Below are 16,719 nucleotides of genomic sequence, written 5' to 3' on the forward strand. Positions count from 1 at the left end.
GCAGAGCTTGCCGGGCCGGGCTTACCACCGCCTTAACACCGGTGGCAGGCCCGATGCGGAGGTCCGCTACGGTGCGCTTCATGGTCGACTTCCTGTTGCTGGGCCCCCTCGAAGCGCGGCACGAGGGCCGGTCCCTGGATCTGGGCCAACGGCGGGCGGAGCGTTGCCTGCTGGGCATCCTGCTGCTGGAGGCGGGCAGCGTGGTGCCCGCCGACCGGCTGGTCGACCTCATCTGGGACAGCGAACCCCCGGCGACCGGGCGGACGATCCTGCAGATCTACGTGTCGCGGCTGCGGGCCGCGCTCGACCCCGGCCGCGACGGCCGCTACGGGCTGCAACTGCTGGCCCGCGGCGACGGGTACCAGGCCCAGGTCCGTCCCGAGGCCGTCGACGCGCACCGCTTCCGCGCCAGCACCGAGCAGGCACTGGCCGACCCGGATCCGGCGACCCGGGCGGCGACCCTGCGCGAGGCGCTGGCGTGGTGGCGCGGGCCGCTGCTGGCCGGCGACATCTCCGACAGCCTGCGCGACCGGCTCGGCGCCGGGCTCGCCGAGCTGCGCCTGCAGGCGTGGGAGGCGTGCCTGGAGGCCGAGCTGAGCCTCGGTCGCCACCGCACCGCGGTCGGCGAACTGGCCGAGTTGGCACAGGCGCATCCGCTGCGCGAGCGGCTGGTCGGGCTGCACATGCTGGCGCTGTACCGCAACGCCCAGCCGGCGGAGGCGCTGGCCGCCTTCCGCCGCACCCGCGAGCTGCTCGTCGCCGAACTGGGCGTGGAACCGGGACGCGACCTGCACGAGCTGCACCTGCGCATCCTCAACGAGGACCCGGAACTGGAGCCCACCGCCCCGGCGGCGGTCGCGGTCGGCGGCCCGCCCGCGCCGCGCACGCTGCCGCGCCGCATCCCCGACTTCATCGGCCGCGCCGCCGAGTTGGCCCGCCTCACCGAGGGGGTCGAGGCGGGGCGCGACGGGCGGCAGACCGTGGTGATCAGCGGCATCGCGGGCATCGGCGGGGTGGGCAAGACCGCGCTGGCGCTGCACTGGGCGCACCAGCACGCCGCGCGCTTCCCCGACGGCCAGCTGTTCGTCAACCTGCGCGGGTTCGACACCGCGGCACCGCTGCGGCCCGCCGACGCGCTGGCGATCCTGCTCGGCGCGCTGGGGGTGGCACCCGACCGGATCCCGCTCGACGCCCAGAGCGCGGCCGGGCTGTACCGGTCGCTGCTGGCCGGTCGGCGCATGCTGATCGTGCTGGACAACGCGTACAACGCCGCGCAGGTGCGGCCGCTGCTGCCCGGCGACGACACCACCACCGTGATCGTGACCAGCCGCGACGCGCTGGCCGGGCTGGTCGCGCAGGAGGGTGCGGCCCTGCTGCACCTGGACGTGCTCAGCGCCGCGGAGTCGGTACGCCTGCTCGCCGAGATCATCGGACCGGACCGGGCCGCGGCTGAACCGGCGGAACTGGACGCGCTCGCACGGCTGTGCGGATACCTGCCGCTCGCGCTGCGCATCGCCGCCGCCCGGCTCAGCGTGGACCTTCGCGCCGACGTAGCCGGTCTGGTCGCCGAGCTGGCCCACAGCGACCGGCTGGGCGGCCTGGCCATCTACGACGACCCGCAGACCGCCGTACGGCTGGTGTTCGAGCACTCCTACCGCGCGCTGAGCCCGGCCGATCAGGAGCTGTTCCGCCGACTGGGGCTGGTGCCGGGGCTGGACTTCCCCAGTGCGGCCGCGGCCGCACTGGCCGGGGGCGACGCGGACCAGGCGGACCGAGGGCTGCGCCACCTCACCGAGGCGCATCTGATCACCGAGACCGGCCCTGGCCGGTATGCCATGCACGATCTGCTGCGCGAGTACGCCCAGTCGCTGTGCGAGCAGGTCGACGGCGACACGGCCGCGCTCGCGGCGTTCACCAGGCTGACCGACTGGTACCTGGAGCACGCCGACGCGGCCGGACGGGTGCTCAACCCCAACATGACCCGCATGCGCGAAGCCCCGCCGGTGACCGCGGTGTACGCGGGCAAGCCCGAGGCCGCGAGCTGGCTCGACACCGAGCGGGCCGCCCTGATCAGCCTGATCGTGCGGGCGGCCCGGCTGCGCCTGCCGCAGGCGAGCGTCCTGGCCGACGCGCTGCGCCCCTACCTGGCCTACCGGTCACCGGTCGACCTGGTCGTGGCGTGCTCGGCCGCGCTGGAGGCGGCCGAGCACACGGGCGACCAGCGTGCCCGGTTCGCGTTGCAGGGCGGACTGTGCAACGCCATGATCATGATGGACCGCCACGCCGAGGCCATCGCCGCCGGTGGCCTGGCCAGGGACATCGTCGCGCCGATGGACTGGCCGCTCGGACGGCTCACCGCCGCCAGCCTGCTGGCCACGGCACACCTCAACGCCGGCAACCTCGGACAGTCCGCGCAGTACAGCCGTGAGTCGCTGGAGATCGCCCTGTTGCTGGGCTCCGAACACAGTGTCGCCGTCGCCGACGGCCGGCTGTCGCTGCTGGCGCTGCTCCGCGGGCATCTGCGGGAGGCAGCCGAGCGTTTCGAGAACGCCAACAAGCGGTACAACCCCGGCGTCGAGCTGGCGATCGGGCTGGTGAACCTGGCCGACGTCTGCCTGCTGCTGGGCGACACGCCCCGGGCGTCCGATCTGGTGGCGCAGGCGATGGAGCAGATCGCGGACGCCGACAATCCCGTCGTCGAGGCGGCGGCGCGGATCACCCGCGCGGCGGTCGGTCTGGCGCAGCGGGAGCTCGACGCCGCCCTCGTCGACGCCGAGTGGGCCGAGCGCACCCTCGCCGACTCCGCGAACCTGCAGAGCAAGGCGCACGGAGAGTACATGCTGGCCCGGGTGCTGCTGGAGCACCAGCACCTCGACCGGGCCGAGGCGACGATCGAGGCGGCGCTGCGTACCAGCGCGCAGATCGGGCTGCGCCACTCCGAGGTGGAGGCCCAGACGCTGCACGCCGACCTGCTGCGGTGCCAGGGCCGACTCGACCTTGCCACCACCACCGCCCGCCAGGCGCTGGACACCGCCCTGGCCTGCGAGTACGAGCTGCTGGCGGGCCAGGCGCGCACCGTGCTCGCTGAGATCCTGCTCGCCGCGGGCGACCGTACGGCGGCCGCCGAGCAGGCCCGCACGGCGCTGGCCGAGCAGGAGGCGCTCGGGCACGCGCCGGGTGTGCGGCGGGTCGCGCGGGTGCTGGCCGCCGCCTGATGCCCGGCCGGCCGCAACCGCGACCGGCCGGGCACAGACCCGGCGGCGGCCGGCCCGTCAGCGGGACAGGTGCGGGGCGACCTGCTCGGCGATCAGCTCGAACGAGCGGATGCGGGCGTCGGCGTCGTACACGAGGGTGGTGAGCATCAGTTCGTCGGCTCCGGTGCGGGCCAGCAGCGCGGACAGCTGCGAGGTCACCGTCTGCGGCGAGCCGAGCGCCTGCCCGTCGCGCCGGGCCAGCACGAACTCCCGCTCCATCGGCGAGTACGGGTACGCCGCAGCCTCCTGCGGGCTCGGCATCCGCCCCGGGCGCCCCTGCCGCAGCAGCAGGAACGACAGCCCGGCCGGACCGGCCAGCCACTCCGCCTCGGCGTCGGTCGGCGCACACACCGCGCTGACCGCCACCATCGCGTACGGCTGCTCCAGCCAGCGCGAGGGCCGGAACGCGTCGCGGTAGACCGCCAGCGCCACGTCGGTGTGGGCGGCGCTGAAGTGGTGCGCGAACGAGAACGGCAGCCCGAGCCGCCCGGCCAGGCGGGCGCTGAAGTCGCTGGAGCCCAGCAGCCAGATCGCCGGGGCGTCGCCGCGGCCGGGCACGGCGGTCACCCGGGGCGTGCCCGTGCCGGTGCCGAAGTAGTCGATGAGCCGGGCCAGCTCCTGCGGGAAGTCGTCGGCCGACAGCGCCTCCATGCTGCGGCGCAGCGCGAGCGCGGTGACCTGGTCGGTGCCCGGGGCCCGGCCCAGGCCCAGGTCGATGCGGTCGGGGTGCAGCGCCACCAGGGTGCCGAACTGCTCGGCGACGACCAGCGGGGCGTGGTTGGGCAGCATCACCCCGCCGGAGCCGAGCCTGATCGTGCTGGTGTTCGCCGCCAGGTGGGCCAGCAGCACGGCTGGGGCGGAGCTGGCGATGCCGGGCATGTTGTGGTGCTCGGCGACCCAGAACCGCCGGTAGCCCAGTTGCTCGGTGCGCTGGGCGAGCCGGGTGGTGTGCGCCAGGGCCTCGGCGTGGGAGGCGCCCTCGGCGACGGGGGCAAGATCGAGCACGGACAGCGGTACGGAGGTCACGCCGAACCCCAACCACGCCCGGCCCGGATCGCTTCCCGGCACGACGAAGATCACATGTCGGGTGCGGGCGCCCGCAGTACCGGCACCTCCGGCGCCTGCTCGACCTGCCCCGGCGCACCCGGTGCCGCCGCCTCGGCGGTCGCCTCCGCCGCTGCCGGCGCCGGCGGCTTCGGTGCGACCTGCGCGGGAACCAGGAGGAACACGGCGAGGTCGTGGCAGACGTGCAGGGCGATCGGCAGCAGGATGCTGCCCGAGACCAGGTAGACGGTGGTGAACACCAGCGTGAGCACGACGATGCCGGGCAGCCCGCGGCGGCCCTGGTAGGCATGGCCGGCCAGGAACAGCACGGCGCTGGCCGCCGCGGTCAGGGCGACGGGCAGCTGGTAGAGCGCGGCGGTCGCGCCGATGAGCAGGCCCCGGAAGACGACCTCTTCGGTGACGCCCGCCGACACCGCCACCAGCGCCGCCAGCAGCCGCTCGCGGCGGTTGCGCGGCAGCAGCACCGCCACTCCGGACGGCAGGGACACCCCGGTGCCCTTGCGCAGCCGGCGGCGCAGCCGAACGGTGCCCGACAGCAGTGACAGCATCAGCATGGCCGCCAGCGCGTAGTCGAGCCCGTCGCCACCGGGCCGCGCCCACCCGGCGTCGGCCGCGGTGAGGTCGGGGCTGACGAGCACGGTCAGGGGCACCAGCGCCGCGGTCGACCACGACAGGATCATCATGCGGCGGTACACCGCAGACCGCTGCGACGGGTCGGCGGTCAGCCGCTTGACCAGCAGGCCCCGGCGACGGACCGCCCGGACGGCGTTGGCGACCGCGGCGGCGGCGACCAGACCGAGCAGGACGTGGGTCGTGACTTGCGCGAGAGCGGGCACGGAGGATGATCTTCCCGGCGCCGCGCTGCGGCCACAACGCCTGTTCGGCTGATCCGTGCGCGAGGATGGTGGCATGAGCGACGCGACGACGGTACGGCTGGCGCGCGGGGCCGTGATGCCCCGCCTCGGACTGGGCACCTGGCCGATGGACGACGCGCAGGCCGCGCGCAGCGTGGTGGCGGCGGTCGAGGCCGGGTACCGGCTGTTCGACACGGCCGAGAACTACGGCAACGAACACGGTGTCGGCCAGGGGGTCCGCGACTGCGGGCTGCCGCGCGAGCAGCTGTTCGTCACGACGAAGTTCAACGCCCAGTGGCACGGCCGCGACCTGGTCCGCGAGGCGTTCGACGCCTCGGCACGGCGGCTGGGCACGGACTACGTCGACCTGCTGCTGATCCACTGGCCCAACCCGGAGCAGGACCGCTACGTGGACGCGTGGCGGGGCATGCTGGACCTGCTGGCCGAGGGCCGGCTGCGGGCTGTCGGCGTGTCCAACTTCAAGCCCGCGCACCTGCGGCGGCTGCTGGACGAGACCGGCGAACTGCCCGACGTCAACCAGATCCAGCTCAGCCCGTACACGACGCGGACGCAGGCACGGGAGTTCCACGTCGAGCACGCGATCGTCACGCAGACCTGGAGCCCGCTCGGCCGGGGCACGGAGCTGCTGGAGGAGCCCGTGATCGTAGACGCGGCCAAGGCGCACGGGCGCACCCCGGCGCAGGTGGTGCTGCGCTGGCACCTGCAGCTGGGCCTGAGCACCGTGCCGAAGTCCGCCCATCCGCAGCGGATGCGGGAGAACATCGCCGTGTTCGACTTCGCGCTGACCGACGCCGAGATGGCGCTCATCTCCGGGCTCGACCAGGGCGAGCAGGCGGCTGCCGACTCCGACGCGTTCGGACACTGACCGCCGCCACACCCCCGCGCGCCGTGGGCGGCGAAGGTCCGGTGAAGGTTCTGTGGAGCGGGACGCGCGCCGGCACCGCAACGGATAGCCTCGCCCCCAGCACATCGGCTGAGAGGGGCGGGCATGGCGCGGGTCGAGGCGGGTGCGAGCGAGGCGTTGGTGTCGTTTCTGGACGCCACGTTCGCCCAGGTGGCGGCTGAGCTGGCCGCGCCGCACGACATGGACCGCGACTTCCTCGTCGAGGGCATGAACCTGTGGCTGCACCACACCTTCGGCACGTTCCAGGCGGCGGCCTGCCTGACCCGGTGGGGCCGGGACCGGGCCGCCGCCGCCGAACTGCGGGACATGTGGAGCTGGGCCGGTCCGCAGCACCGCGCGTGGATGGTCGAGCAGTTGAATGCCGCCGGGCTGGACACCGGTCGGCTGTTCGATCACGCGACGACGTCGGGGCCACCCCTGCCGTACCGGGACCATGCCGGGGATCTGCAGCCCGTCCGCGTACCGCTGAGCGCGGCGGTGGCGCAGGCGATGCTGGCCGACTACGAGTTCGCGGGCGGCCGCCTGGTCCGGGCCGCCGTGAAGCACCGTGCGCGCGGCGCGGCACCGGCCGAGGGCTCGCTGGCGGTGGCGGCCGGTCGGCGGCGGTTCCCCCACACCTCCCGCCGCAGCAGCGGCGATCCGTACGACCGCCACTGGATGGGGCTGCCGGGCCACCACTTCGCCTTCGACCGGATCGACGGGTTCGATCTGCCCGACGGCGGCGACGGGGCGGAGATCACGCTGACCGGCGAGCCGGAGTTCGCCTTCGACGGCACAGCCGTGACGATCACGTTGCCGCTCGGTAGGGGAAGGCACGCGAGTGTCCGGGCCGACGGTGTCACGTACCTGCCCCGCGACCTCCAGTGGCACCTCTCCGGGGCGGCCGCCGCGGTGACCGAGGTCGAGCCGCCGCAGCCGACCGGCCGCCAGGTGCGGCGAGGCGCGTGGCAGGCGATCAGCCACAGCGCACCGGTGCGTGCGCTGGTCGCGGTGCAGCACTACACCTTCCAGGCAGTCCGCACCATGCGGTTCCCCCAACTGTTCCACCGGGCACACCTGGCCTCCGCTGTGGCTGTGTGCCTCGGGCTGCCTGCGGCCACCGCGCGGATCGTGGCGATGGGCCGGGGCGAGCAGCAGCGGGCGGCGGCACGGCGGCTGCTGGCTGAGGTGTGGGAGGTAGCGGACGACCGCGGTCGCGACCACCTGGCCCGGGTGCTGTCGACCTATGTGCCGGACGGGCTGGACCTGGTGCCGCAGGCGGCCGCGCACCAGCGGTACCGGAGCCCGCACGTGCCCGTCACCGCCGACAACGGGGCGACGCTGGCCGACCCGGTCGACTTCACCGGCGGCCGGGTGCGCCTGGTCGAGCACTGCGATGACCGGCGGCTGGAGGACGCCTCACTGGTGCTGCACCTGGAGGGGCGGCGGCGGGCGGACGGAGCGGCGGTCGTGGCCGTGGTCGAGCAGGAGTCCGTCGTCGCTCGCGAACTCCGGCATCTGCCGGATTCGGTCCTGGTGGGGCCGCCGCGATGGCGCACCGACGACGACGGGGCGGTGCTCACGCTGCCGCTGTCCACCGGCACGTGGTCGTGCACCTCGGCCAAGGCGCGGTGGTATCCCGACCCGCGCTGACGAGTGCCGCTAGGGGTCGAGTGCCCGCTCCACAGCATTGGTCGGCGCACCACGCGGGCAGGCTTTCGAAAGACGTACCCTCGACAGGGATCGATGTCTTACGATCGCCTCCCCTGCCGTCCGGGAGCGCTCCCACGATTCCGGACTCCGTCCTGAGAGGAGCTTCCCGTGCTCCGCAGAACCTTCGCGGCGCTGTCCGCCGCCACCGCGGTGCTCGCCCTGCTGGCCGTACCGGCACCGGCTGGTGCCGCCACCGGCACCCCGGTCAGCCCGGACGCCGCCATGTACCCGCGCGCCTTGCGGCTGGCCTACAACGGCACCGCCAACGGTCGCATCCTGCTCACCACCACCGCCTTCCCCGGCGGCGGACCCGTCGGCGCCATCAGTGAGAGCACCGACGGCGGCGCCACCTACCACCGCGTCGGCACCGTCGCCGACCCCGCCGCCCGCGCCGGCCTGTGCTGCACCACCGTGTTCGAGCTGCCGCAGCAGCTCGGCTCGCTGCCCGCGGGCACCCTGCTCTGGGCCGGCGCGGTCGGCCAGGACGCCGCCGACCGCCGCATGGCCCTGCGCGTATGGCGCAGCAGCGACCTCGGCCGCACCTGGACCCACCTGTCCACCGCCGTCACCTCCGCCACCACCGGCGGCCTGTGGGAGCCCGAGTTCTCGCTCGACGCGACCGGACGGCTGGTGCTCCACTTCGCCGACGAGAGCCAGGCCGGCCACAGCCAGCTCCTGGCCCGGGTCGTCACCACCGACGGCTACCAGTGGGGCCAGCGCACCTGGACCGTCACCGGCACCGCGGCCGGGCACCGCCCCGGCATGCCCGCCGTACGCCGCCTGCCCGGCGGCACCTACCTGCTGGCGTACGAGGTCTGCGGCTACGGCGGCCAGTACGACTGCGCCGTGCGCTACCGCACCTCCGCCGACGGCTGGAGCTGGGGCGACCCGGCCGACCTCGGCCCGCTGGCCCGCACCGCGGACGGCCGCTACCTGGTCGCCACGCCCACCCTGGCGCTGACCTCCACCGGCCGGATCCTGCTGATCGGCCAGCGCCTGCTCAACGCCAACGGCTCGACCGCCGCCCTGAACGGCACCGCCGCCCTCACCGCCGGAGCCGCTCTGGACACCTGGTCGCTGGTGCCCGTCCCGGTCGGCGTGCCGGGTGCGGCCCTCGGCGTCTGCCCCAACTACAGCCCCACCCTGGTCCCGCTCGACGGAGCCGGATTCGCACAGGTCAGCACCGATGTTGGCGCCGACGGCACATGCCGGGCCTACGCCGCCGCCGCGCTGCTGCCCCCGCCCGTCGCCCAGACGACCGCACTGACCGCCGTCGGCGGCACCTGCGTGGACGCGGCGGCCGGCGGTGCCGCCAACGGCGCGGCGGTGCAGCTATGGAGCTGCAACAACGGCCCGGTGCAGCGCTGGACCTGGCGGCCGGACGGGTCGCTGTCGGTCAACGGGCGCTGCCTGGACGTGCCCGGCGCGGCGACGGCCAACGGCACCCCGCTGCAGATCTGGGACTGTAACGGCGCCCCCAACCAGCAGTGGCTGCGCCGCCCCGACGGCACCCTGGTCAACCCGCGCACCGGCCGCTGCCTGGACTCCCCGGGCGGCGCCACCGGCAACGGCACCCGGCTGCAGCTGTGGGACTGCAACGGCACGGCCGCCCAGCGGGTCACCCCGACCAGCCCCGCCCTGCCGTTCAAGGCGGGCGACCGGATCTCGCTGCGGGCCGTCAGCCCCGGCTACGCCGACCGGCGGCTGCGGCACCAGAACGGCCTGACCACGATCGCGCCGATCAGCACCGGCAGCCCGCAGCCGGATCGCGGCGACGCCACCTTCGTCGTACGCCCTGGGCTCGCCGACGCGACCTGCTTCTCCTTCGAGGCGGTGGCACCGGCGAACAACTTCCTGCGCCACGCCGACTACCGGGTCCGCCTGTCCGTCGACGACGGATCGGCACTGCTGCGCGCCGACGCGACGTTCTGCGGCGCAGCGGGCGATCTGGGCCAGGTCGTGCTGCGGTCTAGCAACTTCCCGGACCGGCTGATCCGCCACTACTCCGCGCAGGTGTACATCGCGGTCGCCGGCGGGCCGCAGCCGTTCGACGCGGCCGCCGGCTTCGCCGCCGACTCGACCTGGGCGGTCGAGCCCGCCCTCCTCTGACCTGAGGAAAGGAAGGGCCCCTTCTTATCGCCTTCCGTAGAAGAAGGGGCCCTTCCAAACACCTGGGTCGGTCACCGCGCCGGGCGCGGCCGTCGCATTCTGCCGAATGCCTGCTCGGCGACCCCTCGTCTGATGTACTCCGTAAGGAGAGCCCGGGGCCTGGCGGCCCTGGTCAGCCGTGTCGGCACGGGGGTGTGGGATGCGACGGTCGCGAGTGGGCGGCATGGTGCTTTCGCTGGTGCTCGCCGCGGCCGCGAGCGCCTGCGGCCAGACGATGGTCCCGCAGCGGACGGCGCCGCAGCCGACGCCGCCGGCCTACGCCGCCGCGCTAGACACCCAGATCCAGGCCATCGTCGACAACATGAGCGTGCCCGGCGCCGTCGTGATGATCACGTCGCCGGAGCAGGGCGACTGGACGCAGACCTTCGGCAGGCAGGCCGTCGTCGGCAACGCGCCCATGACCGCCGACGACCACTTCCGGATCGGCTCCAACACCAAGACCATGACCGGCACGGTGCTGCTCCAGCTGGTGCAGGAGGGCAAGATCGCGCTGGACGACCCGGTGTCGAAGTACCAGCCGCAGGTGCCCGGCGGGGACGGCATCACCATCGCGCAGCTGCTGGACATGCGCAGCGGCCTCTACAACTACTCCGAGGACGAGCAGTTCAACGCCCGGCTCGACAACGATCCCGGCTACGTCTGGAAGCCCGACGAGCTGCTGTCCATCGCCTTCGCCAAGCCGCCGTACTTCGCCCCGGGCGCCGGATTCCACTACTCCAACACCAACCTCATCCTGGCCGGCCTGATCATCGAGCAGCTCACCGGCGGCACCCTGCGGGAGGCGTTCCAGCAGCGGATCTTCGGCCCGCTCGGGCTGAGCCGGACGACGCTGCCCGAGGCCGCCGACGCCGCCATCCCGACGCCCCATCCGCAGGGCTACATGTTCGGCACGAACGTGAGCACGCTCAAGGATCCCGCGCTGTCCCCCGCCGACCAGGCGGCCGCCGCCAAGGGCGAGCTGCTGCCCCGCGACGTCACCGACAACAACCCGTCGTGGGCGTGGGCGGCCGGGGGCGCGATATCCACCGCCGCGGACCTGACGAAGTACGTGACGGCGCTGGTGGGCGGCGGGCTGCTCGACCCCGCCATGCAGCGGACCAGGCTCGACAGCATCAAGCCGATACCGACCCCGGACAACGCCGACGTCGGCTACGGCCTGGCGATCGTGAAGTTCGGGCCGCTGTACGGCCACGACGGCCAGATCCCCGGGTTCAACTCGTTCATGGCCCACGACCCTGCCACCAGGAACACGGTCATCGTGCTGACCGACCTCTTCGCCTCGCCCGACGGCAAGCAGCCCGCCAACACGATCGCGGTGGCGATCATCAAGGCGCTGTACGGCGAGTCGCTGGTCCCCTCGCCCACCCCGACCCGCTGACCCTCGCTCCCGAACCGGTCGGCGCCTCAGGCCAAGCTGCCGACCGGCTGGTCGAACTGCGTACGGTACAGCTCGGCGTAGCGGCCGTCGCGGGCCAGCAGGTCGGGGTGCGTACCGCGTTCGACGACGCGCCCGGCCTCGATCACGAGGATCTGGTCGGCCTGGCGCACCGTGGACAGCCGGTGCGCGATGACCACGGAGGTACGACCGGCCAGGGCTTCGGCCAGTGCCTCCTGCACGGCCGCCTCCGACGTCGAGTCCAGGTGTGCCGTCGCCTCGTCGAGCACCACCACCCGCGGTCTGGCCAGCAGCACCCGCGCGATCGTCAGCCGCTGCCGCTCACCGCCCGACAGCCGGTAGCCGCGCTCGCCGACGACCGTGTCCAGGCCGTCGGGCAGCTCCTCGACCAGGTCGGCCAGCCGGGCCCGGCGCAGCGCGTCCCACAGCTGCTCGTCGGTGGCCTCAGGGCAGGCCAGCAGCAGGTTGGCGCGCACCGACTCGTGGAACAGGTGGCCGTCCTGGGTGACCATGCCCAGCGTCTGGCGGATCGTCTTGGCGTCCAGGTCGCGTACGTCGACGCCGGCCAGCCGCACTGTGCCGCCGTCGGTGTCGTACAGCCGCGGCAGCAGCTGCGCGATGGTGGACTTGCCCGCCCCGGAGGAGCCGACCAGCGCGACGAGCTGGCCCGGCTCAGCGGTGAACGACACGTCGTGCAGCACCTGCGCGCCGCCCCGAGTATCGAGCACCGCCACCTCCTCCAGCGAGGCCAGCGACACCTTGTCCGCCGCCGGGTAGCCGAAGTCGACGCCGTCGAACTGCACCGACACCGGGCCGTCGGGCAGCCGCTGCGGCTGGTCCGGTTCGGTGATAAGCGGCTTGAGGTCCAGGATCTCGAACACCCGCTCGAAACTGACCAGGGCGCTCATCACCTCGACCCGGGCGCTGGCCAGCGAGGTCAGCGGAGCGTAGAGGCGGGCCAGCAGCAGCGCCAGCGCGACCACCGCGCCCTCGTCCAGCGTGCCGCGCAGCGCGAACACCCCGCCCAGGCCGTAGACCAGAGCCAGCGCCAGCGCGGAGACCAGCATCAGGGCCGTGACGAAGACCCACTGCACCATCGCGGTGCGCACGCCGATGTCGCGCACCCGCCGGGCCCGCGCGGCGAACTCGGCCGATTCGCGCTCCGGCTGCCCGAACAGCTTGACCAGGGTCGCACCGGGCGCGGAGAAGCGCTCGGTCATGTTCGTGCTCATAGTGGCGTTGTGCTCGGCGGCCTCGCGCTCCAGCCGGGCGAGCTTGTTGCCCATCCGGCGGGCGGGCAGCACGAAGACCGGTAGCAGCACCAGCGCCAGCAGCGTGATCTGCCACGACAGCTGGATCATGACGATCAGCGTCAGCACCAGCATGACCAGGTTCGCCACCACCCCCGACAGGGTGTCGCTGAACGCGCGCTGCGCGCCGATCACGTCGTTGTTCAGGCGGCTGACCAGCGCGCCGGTGCGGGTCCGGGTGAAGAACGCGACCGGCATCCGCTGCACATGGTCGAACACGGCGGTGCGCAGGTCGAGGATCAGGCCCTCCCCGATCGTCGCCGACAGCCAGCGGGTGGCCAGGCTCAGCCCGGCCTCGGCCAGCGCGAGCGCGGCGATGGCGGCCGCCAGCCACACCACGGTCGCCTCCGGTCCGCCGTCGGTGATCGTGTCGATCACCCGGCCCGCCAGGATCGGGGTGGCCACCGCGAGCACCGCGCCGACCACGCTGAGCGCGAGGAACGCCACCAGCTGCCGCCGGTGCGGGCCGGCGAAGCCGAGGATGCGCCTCAGCGTCGCGGCTGAGAACGGGCGGCGCTCGTCCTGGGCGTTCATGGCGTGGTAGAGGGAGTTCCACGCCGCCATTTCCATGCTCATCGAGCTGTGCCTTCCCGTCGCGGACCCGTTGCGGGCGGGCCTGGCCCGCCGACGCCACCGTAGAACCTCAAGCGAGGTTGACGTCAAATCCGAGGTCTACCGCACGGGTGCGACACTCCGGCCGCGATGAAGGGTCGCCGCTGCCCGCAGCGGACAGCGGCGACCCTCAGCACTGCGTCAGTTGTAGACTTCGAACTCGTACAGGCGGACGGCGGTGTTGCCGTCCTGGGCCGGGGTGATGATGTTGACCTTCACGTAGCGGCCGGTGGCAGTCACGGTGTGGGTGCTGACGTTGGCCGTGTTGGCCCGCGCCTGCACCACGGTCGTCCAGGTCGTGCCGTCGGTCGAGGTCTGGATGTCGTAGTCGCGGGTGTTCCAGGTCGCCGACTCGCCGCCGGCTCCGGCGTGGCGCAGCGTGAACGACTTGATCGCGTACGACTGCCCCAGGTCGATCTGGAGGAACCTGGTCGTGTCGGTGGTGCAGAACTTGTCGGAGCCGCCGCCGCTGACCGACCCGTTGACCGCCTTCGCCGGTCCCTCGTTGGCGTTGCACGGCGTCGAGCCGGTCGCGGTCTTGTTCAGCGCCACGTTCGTCGAGCCCGACGAGCCGGGCGTGCCGTAGGCCTCGAACTCGTAGATCCGGGTCGGGGTCGCCGCCGACTGGGTGCCGGTGATGACGTTGATCCGGGCGTACCGGCCGGTGGCGGTGACGTTGTGCGTGCTGGCGGCGGCGGTGTTGCCGCGCGCCTGCACCACGGTCGTCCAGGTGCTGCCGTCGGGCGAGGTCTGGATGTCGAAGTCCTTGGTGTTCCAGGTCGCCGACTCCCCGCCCGCGCTCGCGTGCCGCACGGTGAACGACGTGATCGCGTACGACTGCCCGAGGTCGACCTGCAGGAACGCCGAGGCGGCCGCCGAGCAGAACTTGTCCGACGTCCCGCCGGTCCACGACCCGTTGACGGCCTTGGCTGCGGCCTCGTTGGTGTTGCACGCCGCCGAGCTGGTCACCGGCCGGTTGAGCGCGATGTTGGTCGGCCCGGTGCTGGTGGTGTCGAACGACGGCGGGGCGTCGGCGGCCGCGCTGCCCCAGCCGGTGTTGGCGGTGGTGCCCAGCGTGAAGTCGAGCGTGCCGCCGTTGGCCACGAACGACTCGGGCAGCCACGGCCTGGTCGAGGCGGTGCCGTTGACCGACAGCGACTGGACGTAGAACGTCGAGGCGGACGCGTTCGGGGCGTTGATCGTCAGGTTGACGCCGTTGCCCCGGTGGATGACGACCTGCGGGAACAGCGGGCTGGTCAGCAGCAGCTCGGACCGGCCGGGGGCGAGCGGCTGCAGGCCCATCGCCGACCAGGCGTACCAGGCGGACATGGCGCCGAGGTCGTCCTGGCCGGGGATGCCGCCCGGGGTGTTGCTCCACATGGTGTTGAGGATCTGCCGCAGGGTCTGCTGGGCCTTGTACGGCTGCCCCGAGAAGTTGTAGAGCCACGGCGCGCCGATGGACGGCTCGTTGTCGAGCTCGGACTTGAGCCCGCCGGCGCCGCTCAGCGCCCAGCTGCCGTCGGAGTTGTGGAAGAAGGAGTCCAGGCGGCTGTTGGCGGCGGCGTTGCCGCCCATCCTGTCGAACAGGCCCTTCACGTTGTGCGGGATCATCCAGGTGTACTGCGCGGCGCTGCCCTCGGCGAAGCCGTCGGAGTTGGCCGGGTTGAACGCGGGCCAGCTGCCGTCCTCGCGCCGGTTCTGGATGTAGCCGGTCGCCGGGTTGTAGACGTTCTTCCAGTACTGCGACCGGGCCAGGAACGTGCTGGCGGTGCCCGTCTGGCCGAGGCGGGCGGCCAGCTGCGACAGGCCGAAGTCGGCGGCGACGTTCTCCAGGGTCTCCCCGGCGCCGCCCCAGGCGTTGCTGCTCTCCGGGATGTAGTGGATGCTCAGCCACTTGTCCAGCGAGGGCCGCTCCCCCACCACCATGACGTTCCAGCCGTCGCGGCTGAGGTCGGCGGCGGTGACGTTGCTGGCCGCGTTGACCATCGAGGTGAGCGCGGCGGAGGCGTTGAAGTTGGTGCCGCCGAAGGCGTAGATGCTGGGCAGCGCGGCATGGGCCGGGTCGCCGGTCATGACGTGGGTGCCGCCCTGGTTGTGGGTCCAGCGGTCCCACACCCCGCCGTTCTGGTTGGCCTGGTTGAGCAGCGACTGGGCCATGTCGCCGCCGATGTCGGGCCGCAGCAGCGTGACCAGCTGCAGCTGGCCGCGGTAGACGTCCCAGCCGGAGAAGTTGGCGTACTGGGCGGACTGCCCGGCGGTCAGCGAGTGCACCTGCTGGTCCATGCCGGTGTACTGGCCGTTGGTGTCGCTGAACACGTTGGGGTGCTGCATCGCGTGGTAGAGCGCGGTGTAGAAGGTGGACTGCTGGGCGGTGGTGCCGCCGGTGATCTCGGCGCGGCCCAGCTCGGTGTTCCACGCGGCGGTGGCGCCGGCGCGGACGGTGTCGAAGCTGGTCCCGGCCGGGTTCTCGGCGTTGAGGTTGGCGGCGGCGTTGGCGGCGCTCACGTACGAGACGCCGACCCGGACCCCGACGGTGCGCCCGGAGGACAGGTCGAAGCTGACGTAGCCGCCGGAGCCGCGCCCGGCCACCGGCCAGCCGTCGGTGCCGTAGGTGGTGCCGCCGCTGGCGGTGGTGGTCCCGGCCCGCAGCGTGCCGTCCTGCCAGGTGCCGGTGGAGGCGAACGGCTTGTCGAACACGGCGGTGAAGTACAGCGTGTAGTAGCTGCGCCGCCCGACCGCGTTGATGTAGCCGCAGAAGTTTCCGCTGGTCACCGAGCCGCTGATGGTGCGGTTGGCGCTGTCGATGCTCACGGTGGCGGCGCTGGAGCCGACCTCGGAGTTGGACGTGCGCACCAGCATGCTCGCGGTGCCCGCCGGGTAGGTGAACTTGCCGGAGCCGGTGCGGGTGGTGGCGGTCAGCTCGGTGTCGACGCCGGAGCCGAGCAGCACCCGGTAGTAGCCGGCGGTCGCGGTCTCGTTGCTGTGCGAGAAGTTGCTGGCGTAGGTGGCGTCGGTGGTGTCGGCGCTGGGCGACGAGCCGACGGTGCCGACGTAGGGCATGAACGGGATGTCGCCGGAGGCCCCGGCGCAGCCGGTGCCGGACAGGTGGGTGAGGGCGAACCCGCGGATGCGGGTGACGTTGTACGAGTATCCGCCCGGTTCGACGGTGCGGGTCTGGTTGCCGCCGGTGTTCTCGGGGCTCCACTGCACCATGCCGAACGGGGTGGTGGCGCCGGGCAGGGTCTCGCCGCTGTTGCTGCTGCCGATGAGGGTGTTCACGAGCCCGGCCGGGTTGGCGACGGCCGCGGCGGCGGGTGTCGGCGCGCCGGTCAGGACCGCCAGGCCGAGCAGCAGTGCCAGTGGCGCGGGTAGCGCTCTGCGCAGGTGCATAGCTTCCTCCAGGGTGGAGACAACGTTGTCAATCGCGGCCGCGCGCAGGCAT

The 16,719-nt window shown here is 73.0% G+C and carries 9 protein-coding genes; 5 read left to right on the top strand and 4 right to left on the bottom strand.

The genetic code is table 11. The features are described from left to right. Positions 1-80 precede the first annotated feature (80 nt). Positions 81-3,215 (top strand): BTAD domain-containing putative transcriptional regulator, encoded by a 3,135-nt coding sequence (locus QEZ54_RS22285; RefSeq protein ID WP_281306630.1) that lies wholly within the window; start codon positions 81-83, stop codon positions 3,213-3,215. A 57-nt stretch (positions 3,216-3,272) separates the two neighbouring features. Here QEZ54_RS22285 and QEZ54_RS22290 read toward each other — a convergent pair whose 3' ends face one another. Beyond that, a complete protein-coding gene (locus tag QEZ54_RS22290; protein WP_281306631.1) occupies positions 3,273-4,280 on the bottom strand; it encodes an LLM class flavin-dependent oxidoreductase in 1,008 nt (335 codons plus the stop codon). Between the two features lie 50 nt (positions 4,281-4,330). Beyond that, on the bottom strand, positions 4,331-5,155 hold the full coding sequence (locus tag QEZ54_RS22295; RefSeq protein ID WP_281306632.1) for a CPBP family intramembrane glutamic endopeptidase: 825 nt from the start codon (positions 5,153-5,155) through the stop codon (positions 4,331-4,333). Between the two features lie 73 nt (positions 5,156-5,228). Between QEZ54_RS22295 and QEZ54_RS22300 the strand changes: the two genes are divergently transcribed. The 4 genes from QEZ54_RS22300 to QEZ54_RS22315 all read left to right on the top strand — a co-directional run bounded on the left by QEZ54_RS22300 (position 5,229) and on the right by QEZ54_RS22315 (position 11,337). After that, positions 5,229-6,059 carry an aldo/keto reductase gene (locus QEZ54_RS22300; protein WP_281306633.1) on the top strand — a complete coding sequence of 277 codons (831 nt, stop codon included), beginning with the start codon at positions 5,229-5,231 and terminating at the stop codon, positions 6,057-6,059. Between the two features lie 123 nt (positions 6,060-6,182). Further along, on the top strand, positions 6,183-7,730 hold the full coding sequence (locus tag QEZ54_RS22305; protein ID WP_281306634.1) for a hypothetical protein: 1,548 nt from the start codon (positions 6,183-6,185) through the stop codon (positions 7,728-7,730). Positions 7,731-7,898: 168 nt separating this feature from the next. After that, a complete protein-coding gene (locus QEZ54_RS22310) occupies positions 7,899-9,899 on the top strand; it encodes an AbfB domain-containing protein (protein ID WP_281306635.1) in 2,001 nt (666 codons plus the stop codon). A 223-nt stretch (positions 9,900-10,122) separates the two neighbouring features. Then, positions 10,123-11,337, top strand: a complete 1,215-nt coding sequence (locus QEZ54_RS22315) for a serine hydrolase domain-containing protein (protein ID WP_281306636.1) — start codon at positions 10,123-10,125, stop codon at positions 11,335-11,337. Positions 11,338-11,363: 26 nt separating this feature from the next. On the opposite strand, the gene QEZ54_RS22320 is transcribed toward QEZ54_RS22315, so the two are convergent. Together QEZ54_RS22320 and QEZ54_RS22325 are read right to left on the bottom strand one after the other, a co-directional pair. Beyond that, a complete protein-coding gene (locus QEZ54_RS22320) occupies positions 11,364-13,199 on the bottom strand; it encodes an ABC transporter ATP-binding protein (protein ID WP_281306708.1) in 1,836 nt (611 codons plus the stop codon). Positions 13,200-13,418: 219 nt separating this feature from the next. Continuing rightward, positions 13,419-16,667, bottom strand: a complete 3,249-nt coding sequence (locus tag QEZ54_RS22325) for a GH92 family glycosyl hydrolase (protein ID WP_281306637.1) — start codon at positions 16,665-16,667, stop codon at positions 13,419-13,421. Positions 16,668-16,719: the final 52 nt, after the last annotated feature.

The organism is Catellatospora sp. KI3 (assembly GCF_029948125.1).
Lineage (GTDB): Bacteria > Actinomycetota > Actinomycetes > Mycobacteriales > Micromonosporaceae > Catellatospora.

Bases quoted from the DNA above. Each gene is read 5' to 3' on its own strand.
- QEZ54_RS22315 (WP_281306636.1), top strand. From the start codon at position 10,123: ATGGTGCTTTCGCTGGTGCTCGCCGCGGCCGCGAGCGCCTGCGGCCAG.
- QEZ54_RS22325 (WP_281306637.1), bottom strand. From the start codon at position 16,667: ATGCACCTGCGCAGAGCGCTACCCGCGCCACTGGCACTGCTGCTCGGC.
- QEZ54_RS22300 (WP_281306633.1), top strand. From the start codon at position 5,229: ATGAGCGACGCGACGACGGTACGGCTGGCGCGCGGGGCCGTGATGCCC.
- QEZ54_RS22320 (WP_281306708.1), bottom strand. From the start codon at position 13,199: ATGAACGCCCAGGACGAGCGCCGCCCGTTCTCAGCCGCGACGCTGAGG.
- QEZ54_RS22285 (WP_281306630.1), top strand. From the start codon at position 81: ATGGTCGACTTCCTGTTGCTGGGCCCCCTCGAAGCGCGGCACGAGGGC.
- QEZ54_RS22305 (WP_281306634.1), top strand. From the start codon at position 6,183: ATGGCGCGGGTCGAGGCGGGTGCGAGCGAGGCGTTGGTGTCGTTTCTG.